Source organism: Peteryoungia ipomoeae (assembly GCF_004912165.1).
Lineage (GTDB): Bacteria > Pseudomonadota > Alphaproteobacteria > Rhizobiales > Rhizobiaceae > Allorhizobium > Allorhizobium ipomoeae.
The window spans coordinates 63,055-80,847 of sequence record NZ_STGV01000007.1; the positions used below are offsets into that span (position 1 = coordinate 63,055).

A 17,793-nucleotide genomic window follows, 5' to 3' on the forward strand; every position below is an offset into this window, starting at 1 on the left:
TGGCAGCCTGGAGATGGCGGCCTGGAGATGGCGGCCTGCCATGCCATTTGTTTTAAAAGCGGCAGGGATGGAAAGCGAAACTGTGCAGTCAGCGAAGGGTTTATGCTCGCCGCCTTGCCTCAAGCGCCGCAACGGCGGCGCCTGACAGAACCAGTGGCAAGGCGAGCAGAAAGGGATGCGTCAGCGGCTCGCCGAACAGGATGAGATCGGCAAGGATCGGCCACACGATCGCCAGATATTCAAAGGGCGCAAGGCGCGAGGCTTCCGTGTAGCGGAATGCGAGCGTCATGCAGATGTGTGCAAAGCCTCCGAAAATGCCGGCACCTACCAGGTACAGCAATTGGTTCAGGCTCGGCGTAGCCCATCCGAATGGCAGCGTTGCGATGCCACCGGCCATGGACGCCACGACGAAATAGAAGGCGATGGCGCCCGGACTTTCTGTCCGGCTCAGGCTGCGAACCATGATCAGGGCGAATGCGGTCAGCAGCCCCATCAAGAGTCCGAAGCCGTAGCCGATCAGACGGGTTTCGTCCGCTGCCGTCTGTCCGAGTTCAGGCCAGACGAGCGCCACCACGCCGACCGTTCCCAGAAGCACACCGGCTGCCCGCCAGACCGTTGCCCGCTCGGAGAGAATGATCACACCGGCGATAGCCGTGAAGACGGGCGAGAGGTAGCCCAAAAGGGTTGCCTCGGCGAGCGGCAGGCGGGCAATCGAGGCAAAGGAGGCAAACATGGCGGCGGTACCGAGTGCCGATCTCAGCAGGTGATCGAGCGGACGCTTTGTCGCCAGTCCGCCGGGAAACTCACCTCTGATCCAGAGGAAAACAACGAGGGGAATAAGCGCGAAGGCCGACCGGAAGAAAACGATCTGTCCCACCGGCACATCGACAGACACCGCTTTGACGAACACAGCCATGGCCGCAAAAAGCGCACCAGACAGAATGCGTAGGAAGATGCCGAGGGCAGGGCGGTTGAGTGGATCCGCGTTTGCGCTGCTCTCGATCGTCATGGTCACCGTCGCTGAGTTCTAGCATGTTCCTTAAGCGTGCTCCGCGGCTCGCCAAGCTGTGGAATGTCATCGTTTACAGGCGAAGTCGAGAGCCTGATCGGCGGGCGGATGTTTGCCGGTTGATGGCTGCGCGCTGTGGCGGAATGATTTTAGCCCCACGCAATCATTCAGGAATTTCCGAACTGCTTGCTCCAGCGCAACGATCCTGCACCGGGAAGCCGCCAATGCTCCTGCGACGTTACGCGGGAAAACTGGAATGAAATTCTTCCGTCTGGTCCTTTTGTTTTGTGCCTCCCTCTGCTTGGCTGTCTCGGCCAGCGCGGCGCCGGTGCTGCAGGAGTATCTCCCCGCGGCCAAGGTCTCCGATCTTGTGCCGGGCGCTGACAGTTTCGGACCCATCCGCGAGGATCTGGCGGTCGCCCCCGTGCTCGAGGGCGGAAAGACGGTCGCCTGGGTGTTCGCCACGTCGGATTTCGTCGGCACGACCGGTTATTCCGGCAAGCCGATCCACACGCTGGTGGCGGTCGGTCTCGACGCGAAAATACTCGGCGTGCAACTGGTGAAACATTCCGAGCCGATCGTGCTCATTGGCATTCCCGAAGCCAAGGTCAAGGCGTTAGTATCAGGTTATGCCGGCCTCGACCTCGTCGCCGAGGCGAAGTCCGGCGGCACGGCGCATGAAGTAGACATCATCTCCGGCGCCACGGTCACCGTCATGGTGATCGACGATTCGATCGTGCGGTCCGGCTTGAAGGTGGCGCGGGCGCTGGGGCTCGGGGGGCTGACGCCGGAGAGCGGTGAGGCCGGACCACGCTTCACGGTCGATGCCGACGCTGCAGCACCTGTCGATTGGATCGAGGCGGAAGGTGACGGCACAATCCGGCGGCTGTCGCTCGACGTTGCACAGGTCAATGCCGCCTTTGCCGAACATGCCGATGCGCGTGCCCGCGAACGTGCGCTGACGGAAGCACCTGATACCACCTTCATCGACATGCATGCGGCGCTTGTCTCTGTTCCCGCCATCGGCAAGTCCCTGCTCGGGACGGCCGAGGAGGCCAATCTGAAAACCTGGCTGAAAGAGGGTGAGAGCGCCATCTCCATCGTCGGCAGGGGGCTCTACTCGTTCAAGGGCTCGGGCTATGTACGCGGCGGCATCTTCGACCGCATCGTGCTGATCCAGGACGACGTGTCGGTGCGTTTCCGCGATCGCGACCATCGTCGTCTGGGCGGGATCGCGCTCTCGGGCGCACCCGAATTCACCGAGATGGACCTGTTTCGCATTCCGGCCAATGTCGGTTTCGATCCAGCCAAACCCTTCCGCATCCAGCTTCTGGCGCATCGCGAGGTCGGGCCGATCGAGAAGGTCTTCCATACCTTCGATCTCGGCTACCAGTTGCCGCAGAAGTATCTGAAGGCCGTCGCCGCCGTGCCCGTCGAGGTTGCGAGTGTAGCCGACAAGGATGAGGGCTCTGCCCAGGCGGATCTTTGGAAGCGCATTTGGCGTGACAAGACGCTGGAGATCGCGGTTCTCGGCACCATGCTCTTCGTGCTGACGGCGGTCTTCTTCTTCCAGACCTATGCCGTCAGAAACGCCCGTGCCTTCTACATTTTCCGCATCGCTTTTCTCACGGTAACGCTGGTTTTCCTCGGCTGGTATGCCAATGCCCAGTTGTCGGTGGTCAACCTGATGGCCCTGTTCGGCAGTCTGGTCACCGGTTTCAGCTGGCAGGCCTTCCTGCTCGATCCGCTTACCTTCATCCTTTGGTTCTCGGTGGCGGCGGCGTTGCTCTTCTGGGGACGTGGCGCCTATTGCGGCTGGCTCTGCCCCTTCGGTGCCCTGCAGGAGCTGACCAACCAGATCGCCCGCAAGCTGCATATTCCGCAATGGACTTTGCCCTGGGGGCTGCATGAGCGCCTGTGGCCGCTCAAATACATGATCTTTCTCGGCCTGTTCGGGGTTTCGCTTATGAGCGTCGAGCAGGCAGAGCACCTGGCCGAGATCGAACCCTTCAAGACCGCGATCATCCTGAAATTCATCCGCGCCTGGCCGTTTGTCGCCTATGCGAGCGCTCTTCTTGTGGCCGGCCTGTTCGTCGAACGCTTCTACTGTCGCTATCTCTGCCCGCTCGGCGCGGCACTCGCGATACCCGCCCGCATCCGCATGTTCGACTGGCTGAAGCGCTACCACGAGTGCGGAAATCCCTGCCAGACCTGCTCCAACCAGTGTCCGGTGCAGGCCATCCACAAGACCGGCGAGATCAATCCGAACGAGTGCATCAACTGCCTGCACTGCCAGGTGCTCTACCAGTCCGAGAGCGTCTGTCCCGTGGTGATGAAGAAGATGAAATCGCGGGCCAAGCTGGCGGCAAGCCCGGGCGGGGCGCCGATCGGCCAATCCGCAGCCAAAGTCTAACCGAAGCCAAAGTCTAACCGAAGAAGGACATCGACGATGGAAACGAAAGAAACCAAGGGCCTGAGCCGGCGAGAGCTGTTCAGCGCCACGGCCGGCACTGCCGTTCTGGCCGGAAGCATGGGGGCCGGCGCGCTTGGCCTCGGCGCGGCCGTCATGGCGACACCGGCGCTCGCTGCCGCCGAGGGCGATGGCTCGGTCGCACCCGGCAAGCTCGACGATTACTACGGCTTCTGGTCCTCCGGCCAGACAGGTGAAATGCGCATTCTCGGCATCCCCTCGATGCGCGAACTGATGCGCGTTCCGGTGTTCAACCGTTGCTCGGCCACCGGCTGGGGCCTGACCAATGAATCGATCCGCATCCACCAGCGGACCATGTCGGAGAAGACCAAGAAGCAGCTCGCCGCCAACGGCAAGAAGATCCACGACAATGGAGATCTGCACCACGTCCACATGTCCTTCACCGAGGGCAAATATGACGGCCGCTTCCTGTTCATGAACGACAAGGCCAATACCCGTGTTGCCCGCGTCCGTTGTGACGTGATGAAGACCGACGCCATCCTGGAAATCCCGAATGCCAAGGGCATCCATGGCATGCGTCCGCAGAAGTGGCCCAAGACGAACTACGTCTTCTGCAATGGCGAGGACGAAGCGCCGCTGGTCAATGACGGATCGACCATGAAGGACGTGTCGACCTATGTGAACATCTTCACCGCCGTTGATGCGGAAAAGTGGGACGTGGCGTGGCAGGTTCAGGTGTCCGGCAATCTCGACAATTGCGACGCTGACTATGAGGGCAAATGGGCCTTCTCGACCAGCTACAACTCCGAAATGGGCATGACGCTTGAAGAAATGACCAAGTCCGAGATGGACCATGTCGTCATCTTCAATCTGGCCGAGATCGAAAAGGCCATCGCCGCCGGCCAGTTCAAGGAAGTCAACGGCGTCAAGGTGCTCGACGGCCGCAAGGAGGCCAAGTCCCTCTTCACCCGCTACATCCCGATCGCGAACAATCCGCATGGCTGCAACATGGCGCCGGACAAGAAGCATTTGTGCATCGGCGGCAAACTTTCGCCGACGGTCACCGTGCTTGACGTGACCAAGTTCGATGCGCTGTTCTATGACAATGCCGAGCCGCGCAGCGCCGTCGTCGCTGAACCGGAACTTGGTCTCGGCCCATTGCACACGGCCTTTGACGGTCGCGGCAATGCCTATACCTCGCTCTTCCTGGACAGCCAGGTGGCCAAGTGGAACATCGAGGACGCGATCAAGGCCTATGCCGGCGAAAAGATCAATCCGATCAAGGACAAGATCGATGTCCAGTATCAGCCGGGCCACCTGAAGACGGTCATGGGCGAAACGCTGGATGCCTCGAGCGACTGGCTGGTGTGCCTGTGCAAGTTCTCCAAGGATCGCTTCCTGAATGTCGGTCCGCTGAAGCCGGAAAATGACCAGCTGATCGACATCTCCGGCGACAAGATGAAGCTCGTGCATGACGGCCCGAATTTCGCCGAACCACATGACGCGATCGCGGTTGCGCCGTCGATTCTGCCGAACATCCGCTCCACCTGGGACCGCAAGGATCCGTTCTGGGCCGAAACCCGCAAGCAGGCTGAGGCCGATGGCGTCAACATCGACGAGTGGACCGATGCGGTGATCCGCGACGGCAACAAGGTGCGCGTCTACATGACCTCGGTCGCTCCGGCCTTCAGCCAGGAGAGCTTCACGGTCAAGGAAGGCGACGAGGTCACGGTGATCGTCACCAATCTCGATGACATCGATGATCTGACGCACGGCTTCACCATGGGCAATCATGGCGTGGCCATCGAAATCGGCCCGCAGCAGACGAGTTCGGTCACCTTCGTCGCCGCCAATCCGGGCGTCTACTGGTATTATTGCCAGTGGTTCTGCCATGCCCTGCACATGGAAATGCGCGGACGCATGTTCGTCGAGCCGAAGGGCGTCTGAGCCATGCGGTTGTTCGTCGTCCTGATCGGCCTTGTTCTCGCCTCGCCGCTTGCGGCGGCGGAGCGTATGGTCGCGCCGGGCACGGGCAGTCTTGCCGCCGCCATCGCCGGGGCGGCGCCCGGCGATGTGCTGACACTGAGCGACGGGGCCTATCTCGGCCCCGTCACCATCGACCGGTCCCTTGCCATCGCCGGCCCACGCGGCGCGGTCGTCGATGGAGAGGGCTTGGGCAGCGTCATGACGATTACCGCATCCGATGTCCGCTTGACCGGCTTCACCGTGACCGGCTCGGGCCGGGTCAATGAGAACCTCGATGCCGGCGTGAAGATCGAAAAGGGCGCCGATCGCGCCCGTATCGAAAAGCTGCATGTCACAGGCAACATGCATGGCATCGACGTGCATGGCGGTCGCGATGCGGTGGTGGCTGGCAACGAGATTACTGGCCTCGACAGCCCGCGCATGAACGAGCGCGGCAATGGCATTTATGTCTGGAACAGCCCCGGCACCCTGCTGGAGAACAATGTCATCCGGTTCGGGCGCGACGGCATCTTTTCCAATGCCAGCTCGAACAGCATCTATCGCGGCAATGTCATGCGCGACCTGCGTTTTGCCGTACATTTCATGTACACCCGCAACACCGAGGTCTCCGGCAATATCTCGATCGGCAACCATCTCGGCTTTGCCATCATGTTTTCGAACCAGGCAAAAATCCTCAACAATATGAGCCTCGGCGACCGCGAGCACGGGCTGATGCTGAACTATGCCAACAATGCCGACGTCACCGGCAATCTGGTGCGCGGCGGCACGAAGAAGTGCTTCTTCATCTACAACGCCCACAAGAACCTGATCTGGGACAACCGCTTCGAGGGCTGCGGCATCGGCATCCACTTTACCGCCGGTTCGGAGAAGAACGTGTTGACCGGCAACGCCTTCATCGCCAATCGTGAGCAGGTGAAATATGTCGGAACCCGCAACATGGAATGGAGCCATGAGGGCAGGGGTAATTTCTGGTCCGACCATCCGGCCTTCGACCTTAATGGCGACGGTATCGCCGACAGTTTTTATCGCCCCAATGACTTGATGGACCAGATCCTCTGGTCGCAACCCGCCGCAAGCCTGTTGATCGGGTCACCGGCGGTCCAACTGGTGCGCTGGAGCCAGCGGGACTTCCCTGCCACGCTGCCGGGCGGCGTACGCGACAGCGCCCCATTGATGCACCCCCTGACAATTGCCGTTCCCCCGGAAATCCTGGGCTACGAAGCCGAGGCCGCCGGCCGTTGGGCGACAGGAAATTATGATGACACCGACCCTGACAATCTCTCGGCTCACTAAGCGCTTTCAGTCCGTCGAGGCGCTCCGGCAGGTGTCGCTGACCTTGCAGCCGGGAAAGCGCGCCGCGCTTCTTGGACATAACGGCGCCGGCAAGTCGACGATGATGAAGATCATCCTCGGGCTGATCCCCTTCGACAGTGGTGACGTCACCGTCTGCGGCGAGATGCCGGGAACGGCTGCCGCGCGCATGCAGGTGGCCTATCTGCCGGAAAACGTCGCCTTCCATCCGGCCCTGACAGGCGAGGAACAGATCCGCCACTATCTCTCATTGCGTGGGGAAAGTCCCCGCATGGCGCCGGAGCTTCTGGCTCGCGTGGGGCTTGCCCATGCGGCCCGGCGACGGATCGGCACCTATTCCAAGGGCATGCGCCAGCGCGTCGGCCTCGCCCAGACCCTGATCGGCCGGCCGCGTCTTCTGGTGCTCGACGAGCCGACCTCGGGCCTCGATCCGGTCTCGCGGCGGGATTTCTACGACCTGCTCGACGGTCTTTCTGCCGATGGTACCGCGATCCTCCTGTCCTCGCACGTCCTGACCGAGGTCGAGGCACGCACCGACAGCATCCTGATCCTGTCCGGCGGCCAGCTCGTGGCGGAAGGCACGCTTGCCGATCTTCGGACACGGGCGGCCCTGCCGATCACGCTTCTTGTTCGGCCGGCACAGGGCCATGCGGCATCGCTGGCAGCCGCATTTCCCGAGGCCGCCATCGGTGCCGAGGGCATGCTGCGTATCTCCTGCGCGCAGGCAGAGAAGCTGCCGCTTCTCGCCCGGATCACGGCGCGTGGCACCGAGGTCGCTGACCTCGATGTGATTCCGCCGAGCCTTGAGGACATCTATAGCCATTTCAGCCGGAGGGATGGGCAATGAGCCGCATCCTCGCCACCGCGACCAGCGAATTCCGTATCGCGTTTCGCAATCGCTGGGTTCTGATCGCCACAGGTATGATGGTGCTGTTTGCGCTCGTGCTGGCCGCTGCCGGCTCCGCGCCAACAGGCGATGTGGGCGTCGACCGTCTGTCGGTCACGGTCGCCTCGCTGACCTCGCTTGCCGTCTATCTCGTGCCGCTTCTCGCGCTGCTGATGAGCTTTGATGCCGTGGCGGGTGAAGTGGAACGCGGCACACTGCCGCTGCTTCTGACCTACCCTGTTTCGCGGCTTGAGATCCTGCTCGGCAAGCTTCTCGCGCATCTGGCGATCCTCGCGCTGGCCGTCACGCTTGGCTATGGCGCTGCACTGGTGGTGGCGGTGTGGTCCGATCCAGACGCGATCCAGGGGATCGGCTCGCTGTGGCGGCTGATCTGGTCTTCGGTGATTTTGGGCGCCACTTTCCTTGGCGCGGGTTATGCACTGTCCGCGCTGGCGCGCCGGCCCTCTGGGGCGGCGGGTCTTGCAATCGCGCTCTGGCTGGTTGCGGTCGTGCTTTACGATCTGGCGCTTCTGGCGCTGATCGTGACGGATGGTGGTGGTGCCTTCACCACGCAGGCTCTGCCCGTCGCCCTGCTGGCCAATCCCGCCGATGCCTTCCGCGTTTTCAATCTGTCCGCCGGTCAGGCGGTGGCCGCGGCCGGCGGCATTGGCGGTGCGGCTGGCGCGATCCCGCTGTGGCAATCGGCCGCCTCGCTGTTCCTCTGGCCGCTCCTCGCTATCGCACTTGCCGTATCCGCGTTTCGAAAGGTGACGCCATGAGAGAGCTCTTGAAAGCGCTGCTGCGCCCTGTGCTATTCACCCTCGCGCTGACGCTTCTTGCCGGTTGCCAGGAAAAGGCTGCGCAGGATACGACGCCCAAGGACATGACAGCCGAAACGCTTGGCCACTACTGCCAGATGAACCTGCTTGAACATCCCGGTCCCAAGGGCCAGGTGTTTCTTGAGGGCATGCCAGCGCCCCTGTTCTTCAGCCAGGTGCGTGACGCCATCGCCTATATGCGCGGGCCCGAGCAGATGGCGCCGATCCTCGCCGTCTATGTCAATGACATGGGAGCTGCGGGCACGACTTGGGATCATCCCGGCGCCGGCAACTGGATCGCCGTCGACAAGGCCGTCTATGTCGTCGGTTCGGCCCGGCAGGGCGGCATGGGCGCGCCCGAGACCGTGCCGTTTTCGAACCGCGAAAAGGCTGATGCGTTTGCCCGCGCCGAAGGTGGCCACGTGCTGTCCTTTGCCGAGATCACCGACGACATGGTTTTGGCGCCGGTCGAGGTTGACGCCGATCCGAGCCCGGAGAGCGGCGATGCCGATTTTCAGAACCGCCTGCGCGCGCTGCCCAACAAAGCTGGAGGCTGAGCCATGCCGATCACCCGCCGCCGACTGATCACGATTTCCGCAGCGCTTGCCTTTCTGCCGGCGATGGCGCGCGCCGCACCGCAAACATCGAAGCGCTGGACCGGTCAGGCGCTTGGCGCGCGCGCTTCGATCCGGATCGACCATCCCGATGGTGAAGCAATCGCCGCCCGCGTGATGGCCGAGATCGACCGGCTGGAAAATATTCTCAGCCTCTACCGCGCCGATAGCGCCCTGGCGAGGCTCAACCGGCAGGGCCATCTCGAAGAGCCGCCATTCGAACTGCTGGAATGCCTGTCACTGGCCAGCGCCGTGACCCATGCCAGCAACGGACGGTTCGATCCGACAGTGCAGCCGCTCTGGGTGCTGTGGGCGGAGGCTGCAGCCCGTGGCGGCCGCCCGGATCAGCAGGCGATCACTGCGGCGAAAACCTTGGTCGGCTGGCATAGAGTCGAGCTGGATGCGGCAAAAATCACCCTGCGGCCGGGCATGGCGCTGACGCTGAACGGCATCGGCCAGGGCTATGTCGCCGACCGGGTGGCTGCGTTTCTGGAGGCCGAGGGACTGACGGACATCCTCATCGATACAGGAGAATTTCGTGCTCTTGGCGGCAGTCCGGAGGGCGGCGAGTGGCCGGTTCGGCTGGAGAGCGGCGAGCGGATCGGCCTGCGCCAGCGGGCGCTTGCCACATCGTTGCCACTGGGCACGACCTTCGATGCCGGGGGGCGGCATGGGCACATTCTTGATCCGCGCAGCGGCCTGCCCACCAGAGCGAGCGGAGGACCTGTCTCAATCTCCGCACCGTCAGCGGCCATTGCGGATGCCCTTTCAACGACAGCATGCCTGCTCGAGAGCCATCGCCAGGTGGCCGCACTTGTGCAGAGTTTCCCAGGAGCCCGGCTGGAATCTCTTTCATGACATCACAAGCCTTGGGTTGATGCCGTTCACGACAGAAACGAGGCCGAGAGGAAGGTTGACGGCAAGCTGGCATCAGAGGCACCGCCTCACGACCTCAAGCACCTCTCGCCTAGAGCGGCGTATAACCCGTTTTGCTCACATTCCCTCTAGACCTACTTAAAAACGTGACGTATACCTTAAACACGGATAGGTTGATTTGGTGCAACCCGTTCTGAACAGTCTGGAGGGGCTTGGGTATGAGGGGTAAGCATAACGTCCGTTGCGTCATCAGTCACGGCCTGTCGGGGCTCGGCTTGGTTGGCAAATTGGGGCTAGGCGCATTTGCGTCTGTGGTGAGCATGACGGCACCCGCTCAAGCCTGTGGACCTGAATCCTATATCGGTACGGTCTGCGCCTTTGCATTCAATTTTTGCCCGCAAGGCTGGCTGCCGGCAGACGGAAGAATGGTTGCAATCAACAGCAACCAGGCACTTTTTAGCCTGATCTCGAACCAGTATGGTGGCTCTGTGCAAAGCGGCCAGTTTGCCCTTCCGGATCTGCGTGGTCGGGCCGTCGTCAGCAGTGGCACAGGCCCAGGCTTGCCACCCCAGCCCTTTGCTACCGCGTCTGGCGTACCAAACACAACCCTCAGCGTGGCCAATCTTCCGCCGCACAATCACGGGGCAACTTTCAACGGTACCGGTGGCGGGACCCAGACGGTCAATATCCCAGCCTCTGCGGGCACACTCGGCGTTGCGGGCAAGTTCAATGCAAAGGATCAGTCTGGCAGTGCCACCCTTGCCGCCGGTTCCTATCTCGGCAAGGGGGCAACATCAGGCGGCGGCGCAGCAAGCATCTACGTTCCATCCGACAGCACCTCAGCCGATCTGGAATTGAGTGGCCTTGACATACAGTTGACAGGTTCAGCCGGGAACGGGGCGATCAGTTTTACCTACCAGTCTGGCATCACCGGTGGGTCCGTGAGCATTGGCAACACCGGTGGTGCAAATGCCTTTTCCAACCAGTCGCCGTCTCTTGGCATGAGCTACTGTATTCAAGTCGACGGCCTATACCCGAGCAGACCATAACAGCTTCTCGCATAAAGTGCACGAATTTGGTTGCAGAAGCTGTTGCTGATGCACGCAAACCATGGCAAGTAAAACCATTGGAAGCACTCTATGATTGCGTGAGCCGCTGGGGCGATTCGCGCAAACCGCGGAGTATCCGGGGCGATAGCAGCGCAGAGCTGAGTACGCCCGGGTAACACTGCGGGTCATCGATGGCTTCCACAGGGGTTGAGCTTGCGGGATACGGGGCATCCCGGCCATGGGGGACGACGCATGTGGGGTATTAGAAGCGGCCTGCCGGCAGCCGACGGATATGGATGGCTGGACGCCGTTGGGCTGGATGGGGCAACGCTCCCCGAAGCAACCCAGGCTAGTCGATCTTCCGCCGCAATCTGTACCAATTCGCGGTTCAACGCTCTGTGCCGTGTTTGTCTCTTCTTCTGCCTGGCTCTGGCAGCACTTGTCTTGACTGCGACTCGTTCCGAGGCAGCGCTTTCCGCGGCGTGTCAGGACGTAAATAATGAATGGAGAAACGGTAAGACTATAACTATCGCCGATATGCAGGGAAATGATTCCAGCACGACATATTCCTCGGAATACGATAGCGGCTTCAATTTTAATGACGGTGAATCGCTATCTTGGTTCGCAAATGGAAATGCTGATCCGTCAGGAAATACAAATGCTAGGTATGAAGTCGGTGATTTCGCTGATCTAGACTGGGTGTCGGGTGCCATTACAAGTTCTGACGGTTCTTTTAGTGCAAGTGGCAGCCGAACACTTATTTCGCCAAGCGAGGTTTTCATTACGATTGAAGTCCAAAGAAACAACGAAAATCTGACCACTGGTGCGTCGGTAACCCTCCGGGTCTCCTGCACTGAGGGGCCGCCAGTGAGCCTCTCGCCGGCCGCAGGTGCCCTTCCTGCCGGCCAGGTCGGCTTGGACTATGATCAAACGATCACCGCATCTAATGGAACAGGTGATTACAGCTATACATTCAGCGGCACCCTGCCTGCGGGTCTCAACTTGGATCCCGCAACCGGCCAGTTGACTGGCGAGCCGACAATGGCAGGGACGTCGACATTCACTGTCACCGCAACCGATGAAAACGGCTCCTTCGGAAGCGCCACATATACAGTGCAGATCAATCCCTCCAGTACTGCAACCTTGTCGAATCTTGTTTTGTCGGAGGGCATGCTGTCGCCGATCTTTGCCAGCGGCACAACCAGCTATACCGCCTCTGTTGGCAATGCCGTGACGTCACTGACCGTCACCCCCACATTGACGAATACGTATGCCACAGTGACGGTAAACGGCGCTCCAACCACCTCCGGCGATGTCTCTGATGCCATTGATCTCGATGTTGGCAGCAATGTCATCACTGTTGTGGTCACGGCGCAGGACGGCGTCACCACCGCGACCTATACGGTGACTGTCACGCGTGCTGCCTCAACGATCGCCACCCTGTCGAACCTCACCCTGTCGGCGGGCACGCTGGTGCCCGGCTTTGCCAGCGGCACCACCAGTTACACCGCGTCCGTCGGCAATGCCGTGACGTCGCTGACCGTCACCCCGACGGTGACAGATGCCACCGCCACCATCACGGTGAACTCGGTTTCCGTCACCTCCGGCAATGCCTCGGGCGCCATCGCGCTCAACGTCGGCAGCAATGTCATCACTGTTGTGGTCACGGCACAGGATGGCGTCACGACCGCGACCTATACGGTGACTGTCACGCGTGCTACCTCGACGATTGCCACCCTGTCGAACCTCACCCTGTCGGCTGGTACGCTGACACCTGCCTTTGCCAGCGGCACAACCAGTTATACCGCGTCCGTCGGCAATGCCGTGACGTCGCTGACCGTCACCCCGACGGTGACAGATGCCACCGCCACCATCACGGTAAACTCGGTTGCGGTGGCTTCCGGCAACGCCTCTGATGCCATCAATCTCGATGTCGGCAGCAATGTCATCACTGTCGTGGTGACGGCGCAGGATGGCGTCACGACCGGGACCTATACGGTGACTGTCACGCGTGCTGCCTCGACGATCGCCACCCTGTCGAACCTCACCCTGTCGGCGGGTACGCTGACACCTGCCTTTGCCAGCGGCACAACCAGTTACACCGCGTCCGTCGGCAATGCCGTGACGTCGCTGACCGTCACCCCGACGGTGACAGATGCCACCGCCACCATCACGGTAAACTCGGTTTCCGTCACCTCCGGCAATGCCTCGGGCGCTATCGCGCTCAATGTCGGCAGCAATGTCATCACTGTTGTGGTCACGGCGCAGGATGGCGTCACGACCGGGACCTACACGGTAACGATCACCCGTGATGCGCCGGTCTCGACTAATGCCAGCCTATCGGCGCTGGTCTTATCTCAGGGCACGCTGGTGCCCGGCTTTGCCAGCGGAACCACCAGTTACACAGCATCCGTCGGCAATGCCGTGACGTCACTGACCGTCACCCCGACCCTCACGGACGCCACAGCAACTATCACGGTAAACTCGGTTGCGGTCACCTCCGGCAATGCCTCAGGTGCAATCAATCTCGACGTTGGCAGCAATGTTGTCACTGTGGTGGTGACCGCGCAGGATGGCGTCACGACCGGAACCTACACGGTAACCGTCACCCGTGCTGCCCCGCTCTCGACGGATGCCAGCCTGTCAGCGCTTGTCTTATCTCAGGGCACGCTGACGCCCGGCTTTGCCAGCGGCACCAACAGTTACACTGCGTCCGTCGGCAATGCAGTGACCTCGCTGACTGTAACCCCGACGGCGACAAGCCTCAATGCGACGGTGACGGTGAACTCCGTTACGGTGGCTTCCGGCAATGCTTCCAATGCCATAAATCTGAGTGTCGGCAGCAATACAATCACCGTCGTGGTCACGGCGCAGGACGGCGTTACGACCGGGACCTACACGGTAACCGCCACCCGTGCTGCCCCGCTCTCGACCGATGCCAGCCTATCGGCGCTTGTCTTATCTCAGGGCACGCTGGTGCCCGGCTTTGCCAGCGGCACCACCAGTTACACCGCGTCCGTCGGCAATGCCGTGACGTCACTGACCGTCACCCCGACCGTAACGGATGCCACCGCCACCATCACGGTAAACTCGGTTGCAGTCGCCTCCGGCAACGCCTCGGGCGCCATCAATCTCAACGTGGGCGACAACTTCATCACAGTCGTGGTCACGGCGCAGGACGGCGTCACGACCGGGACTTATACAGTAATCGTCAACCGTGCTGCACCTGCGGTCAGCATCAGTCTGTCACCCGCATCCGGCGCGCTGGCAGCCGGCCAGGTGGGTGCTGCCTATAGTCAATCCATTGGTGCATCCGGCGGCACGAGTCCTTACAGCTATTCCGTCACGGGCGGCACTCTCCCTGCGGGCCTCGGGCTCAACACCGGCAATGGCCAGTTGACCGGCACGCCGACGACGGCGGGTACCGCGACCTTCACCATCACCGCAACTGATGCCAGCAATGCTACGGGCAGCGCCGCCTATAGCCTGCAGATCAACCCGGCTCCTCCTACATCGGTCTCGCTTTCTCCCGCGTCCGGCACGCTTCCAGAGGCCATGGCCGGTGAAGACTACAGTGCTTCCATCACCGCCTCGGGCGGGACAGGCCCCTATCTGTACAGCCTCATTTCGGGAACGCTGCCGGATGGGATGGTCTTGAATGTGTCGACCGGTGAGTTGCGCGGCCCGCTCGATGTCGGGACGGAGGGCGGTTACAGCTTCACGATCGAGGCGCGCGATACCAACAATGTCACGGCCACAGGTGCTTACAGTCTTGTCGTCTCGGAGCGGGAGGTGACCGTCACCGACAAGCAGGTCCCCGTGCCGCCAGGGTCCGTTCCGGCAAACGTAAATCTTGCAACAGGCGCCACGGGCGGCCCGTTCCTTTCTGCGGCAGTCGCCTCCGTCGATCCGCCAAACGGCGGAACGGCCGAGATCGTCAACGGCGAATTTGCACAGGCAGGCCCACCGGGGCCCCTGGGCCTCTATCTGAAGTTTACGCCCAACCCGTCCTATTCCGGTGAGGTCACTGTCAGGTTTACCCTCACCAGCGCTCTCGGCACGTCGAACTTGGGCAGTGTGGTCTATATACTTTCATATGATCCTTTAGCCGTCGCCGAAGAGATCGACGGTCTCGTCCACGATTTCGTTCGAACGCGCCAGAACCTCATTTCGAATATGATCGAGGTTCCAGGGCTTCTGCAGCGGCGGCGCATGCAGGCGGGGGGAAGTCCTGTCGATGCGCGCATGTCGCCCTCTGCGGACGGCGTGACCTTCGGTTTTGCCACCAGCCTGGCGCAGATCAGGGCGGTCGAGGCCGGGGAGGGGGGCGATACATCTCCCTTCAACATCTGGATGGATGCCACGATTGCCACGCATAATCGCGAGGACAATGACGATCGCTGGGGCAGTTTCGCCATGATCTCGGCTGGGGCGGACTACCTTTTGACGGAAAGGGCTCTCGTCGGCCTTTCCTTCCATTATGACCGCATGACCGATCCTGCGGCCGAGGATGCGGACCTGACAGGCAATGGCTGGTTGGCCGGGCCCTACGCCTCGCTTGAACTTGGCCGCGGCGTGTTCTGGGACAGCAGTCTGCTCTATGGCGGCTCGTCCAACGAGATCGAGACTGCCTTCTGGGATGGCGAGTTCGAAACGCGACGTTTCCTGTTCGATACGTCGATCAGTGGCCAGTGGTATCTCGATCCGGCAACCACGCTCACGCCAAAACTGCGTGCGGTCTATTTTTCAGAAACGGTGGATGACTACGCCGTTGAAAACGAGAACGGCGATATCCTCTCCTTCGACGGCTTTTTGGAGGAGCAGTTACGGATCAGCCTCGGAGCGGAGCTTGCTCGTCAGTACGTGCTCGACAACGGGCTGCTCCTCACGCCGAGCCTTGCGCTCACCAGCGGGGTCTCCGGTCTCGACGGCTCCGGCCTCTTCGGTTCGGTCGGGACGGGGTTCGCCCTCACGGACGGCGGCAATTGGAGCCTTGATGCAGCCCTTCGCTTCAACATCGAGGGAGACGGAGAAACTTCAGGCGGGGCGAGGCTGGGACTGACCGTCCGCTTCTGATCTCATTGGCTGCGTCAGATGATGGGGCTTTTCGTCGCCATGCAGGCGGCAAGGCTGAGATCCGGTTTTCACAAGAGACCCGGATGGCGCATGGTCGTCTAGCGTCCGATGCGATGCGGTCGCGTGTGGCGGGCATGTGGAACACTGATCGCCACCCCAGGCACTGTGTCAGGCGGACCTGCCGCTTTGGCGTTGCATCAGGCGATGTGCCATGCACCCCTGGAGGATCTGCTTTGAAAGCAGCGGGCTATCGCCATCGCAGGCGATCGCCAAAGGCCCCGATGAACCGATGCCGGGATTTTCCCCTCACGCAGCATGCGTGGATACGGTTCGAGCCGGCCTGCCGGGTTTCCAAACTGCCCGACAGAGCCGCCCGCAACATAGATCAGCCTCCAGATCTCTCACTCTTCGCGGAATGCTCGGCTGATCTGGTCGGTGAACGGTTTTGCGAGGAAGGAGATAACGGTTCGCTCTTCGGTTTCGATGTAAACTTCGACGGGCATTCCAGGTGTCAATTTTGTTGCGAGCTCGCCAAGGGCATCGGGCGCGAAAGTGACGCTTGTCTTGTAGAACGGCAGGTTCGTTGCCTTGTCGACAACCGTGGCGGCGGGGATGACGTCGACGGCGCCGACGATTTCGGGTGTGGTCTGGCGATTGAAGGCGGTAAAGCGCATGCGGGCAACCTGACCAACGAAGATGCGGTCGATCTCGGTCGGCGCGACTTTGACATGGACGTTGAGTTCGCTGTCTTGGGGAACGATCGCCATGATCACCTGGCCGGGTGCAACGACGCCACCGATCGTGTGGGCTTGCAGATCGTAGACAGTGCCACTCTCAGGCGCCTTGACGACCGTGCGTTCCAGCCGGTCCGTCAATTGCAGGGCACGCTGCTCGAGTTCGGTCAGGCGTGATTCCACGGCGACAATCTCTTTCTGCAGCTCGGTCTTGCTGGTCTGATCGACTGACATCAGACGGACATTGAGCTCGCTGATCTGGCCTTGCGCTTCGGCGACACGCGCAACGAGATCGCCGATTGTGCCTTCGATGCGAACCATCTGCCGGCGCAGTCCGCGCAGCTCGGAGGCTTTGGCGAGCCCCTTTTCCACCAGACCTTCCTGTGCGGCGAGATCCTCGGCAAGCAGATCGTTTTCCGCAAGATTTGCCTTTTCCTGCTCACGCAAGCCGTCGATCTGGTTGTGCAGCTGGGCGATCTGCATCTTGATCTGTTGTCTCTGGTTCTCCCGCATCTCGCGGTTCTCGTCAAACAGCTTGCGCTCTTCGCGGGTGATGTCGGATGCGAGCGTCAGCCCGTCAAAAGAGAGGAGATCAGCGCCATCGCGCTCGGCGACAAGGCGGGCCCTCATGGCTTGCAATTGGGCCAATTGCGACTGAACGATGCCAAGTTCCAGGCGAAGCTGTGTGTCGTCCAGACGCAGCACGACTTCTCCCTTCTTGACGGAGGAGCCGATCTTGACCGGAATTGCCACGATCGTCCCACCATCGACATGCTGCACCTGTTTGGTTTCGCCCGTTACGACGAGTTCCCCTTGGGAAATCACGGCGCCGGCGAGCTTCGCCTGGGCGGCCCAGCCACCGATCCCGATGGTGAGAGCCAGGCCGAGTGCGGTTGCCGCGAGCATGCGTCCTTTCAAGCCCTTGCCGGCCAGCGAGACATTCGTGTCGGCAGTATCAAGTCGCTGTGTCATCTTGGTTCTCTCATACGCAGGTTACAGTCTG

The 17,793-nt window shown here is 61.4% G+C and carries 11 protein-coding genes; 9 read left to right on the forward strand and 2 right to left on the reverse strand.

Going from position 1 to position 17,793, the window contains the following annotated elements; translation table 11 throughout:
- Positions 1-100: 100 nt before the first annotated feature.
- Positions 101-1,009 carry a DMT family transporter gene (locus tag FAA97_RS18290; protein WP_136600010.1) on the reverse strand — a complete coding sequence of 303 codons (909 nt, stop codon included), beginning with the start codon at positions 1,007-1,009 and terminating at the stop codon, positions 101-103.
- A gap of 256 nt (positions 1,010-1,265) precedes the next feature.
- Between FAA97_RS18290 and FAA97_RS18295 the strand changes: the two genes are divergently transcribed.
- From FAA97_RS18295 to FAA97_RS18335, 9 genes are all read left to right on the forward strand, one after another.
- Complete coding sequence (locus tag FAA97_RS18295) at positions 1,266-3,422, forward strand: NosR/NirI family protein (protein ID WP_136600011.1); 2,157 nt, start codon at positions 1,266-1,268, stop codon at positions 3,420-3,422.
- A 36-nt stretch (positions 3,423-3,458) separates the two neighbouring features.
- Positions 3,459-5,387 (forward strand): TAT-dependent nitrous-oxide reductase, encoded by a 1,929-nt coding sequence (gene nosZ, locus FAA97_RS18300; protein WP_136600012.1) that lies wholly within the window; start codon positions 3,459-3,461, stop codon positions 5,385-5,387.
- Positions 5,388-5,390: 3 nt separating this feature from the next.
- The gene (locus tag FAA97_RS18305) at positions 5,391-6,719 is read left to right on the forward strand and encodes a nitrous oxide reductase family maturation protein NosD (RefSeq protein WP_136600013.1); all 1,329 of its coding nucleotides are present in this window, start codon (positions 5,391-5,393) and stop codon (positions 6,717-6,719) included.
- Entirely contained in the window at positions 6,685-7,584 is a 900-nt protein-coding gene (locus tag FAA97_RS18310; protein WP_136600014.1) for an ABC transporter ATP-binding protein, read from the forward strand. The genes FAA97_RS18305 and FAA97_RS18310 overlap by 35 nt, the downstream gene beginning before the upstream one ends.
- Positions 7,581-8,402, forward strand: coding sequence for an ABC transporter permease (locus FAA97_RS18315; protein ID WP_136600015.1), 822 nt, complete (start codon positions 7,581-7,583; stop codon positions 8,400-8,402). The genes FAA97_RS18310 and FAA97_RS18315 overlap by 4 nt, the downstream gene beginning before the upstream one ends.
- Positions 8,399-8,998, forward strand: coding sequence for a nitrous oxide reductase accessory protein NosL (locus FAA97_RS18320; protein WP_136600016.1), 600 nt, complete (start codon positions 8,399-8,401; stop codon positions 8,996-8,998). The genes FAA97_RS18315 and FAA97_RS18320 overlap by 4 nt, the downstream gene beginning before the upstream one ends.
- Positions 8,999-9,001: 3 nt before the next feature.
- On the forward strand, positions 9,002-9,913 hold the full coding sequence (locus tag FAA97_RS18325; protein ID WP_136600017.1) for an FAD:protein FMN transferase: 912 nt from the start codon (positions 9,002-9,004) through the stop codon (positions 9,911-9,913).
- 338 nt (positions 9,914-10,251) lie between these two features.
- A complete protein-coding gene (locus FAA97_RS18330) occupies positions 10,252-10,980 on the forward strand; it encodes a phage tail protein (RefSeq protein ID WP_168801041.1) in 729 nt (242 codons plus the stop codon).
- 867 nt (positions 10,981-11,847) lie between these two features.
- Positions 11,848-16,056 (forward strand): cadherin-like beta sandwich domain-containing protein, encoded by a 4,209-nt coding sequence (locus FAA97_RS18335; protein WP_168801042.1) that lies wholly within the window; start codon positions 11,848-11,850, stop codon positions 16,054-16,056.
- A 401-nt stretch (positions 16,057-16,457) separates the two neighbouring features.
- On the opposite strand, the gene FAA97_RS18340 is transcribed toward FAA97_RS18335, so the two are convergent.
- Positions 16,458-17,762, reverse strand: coding sequence for an HlyD family type I secretion periplasmic adaptor subunit (locus tag FAA97_RS18340; protein ID WP_136600020.1), 1,305 nt, complete (start codon positions 17,760-17,762; stop codon positions 16,458-16,460).
- Positions 17,763-17,793: the final 31 nt, after the last annotated feature.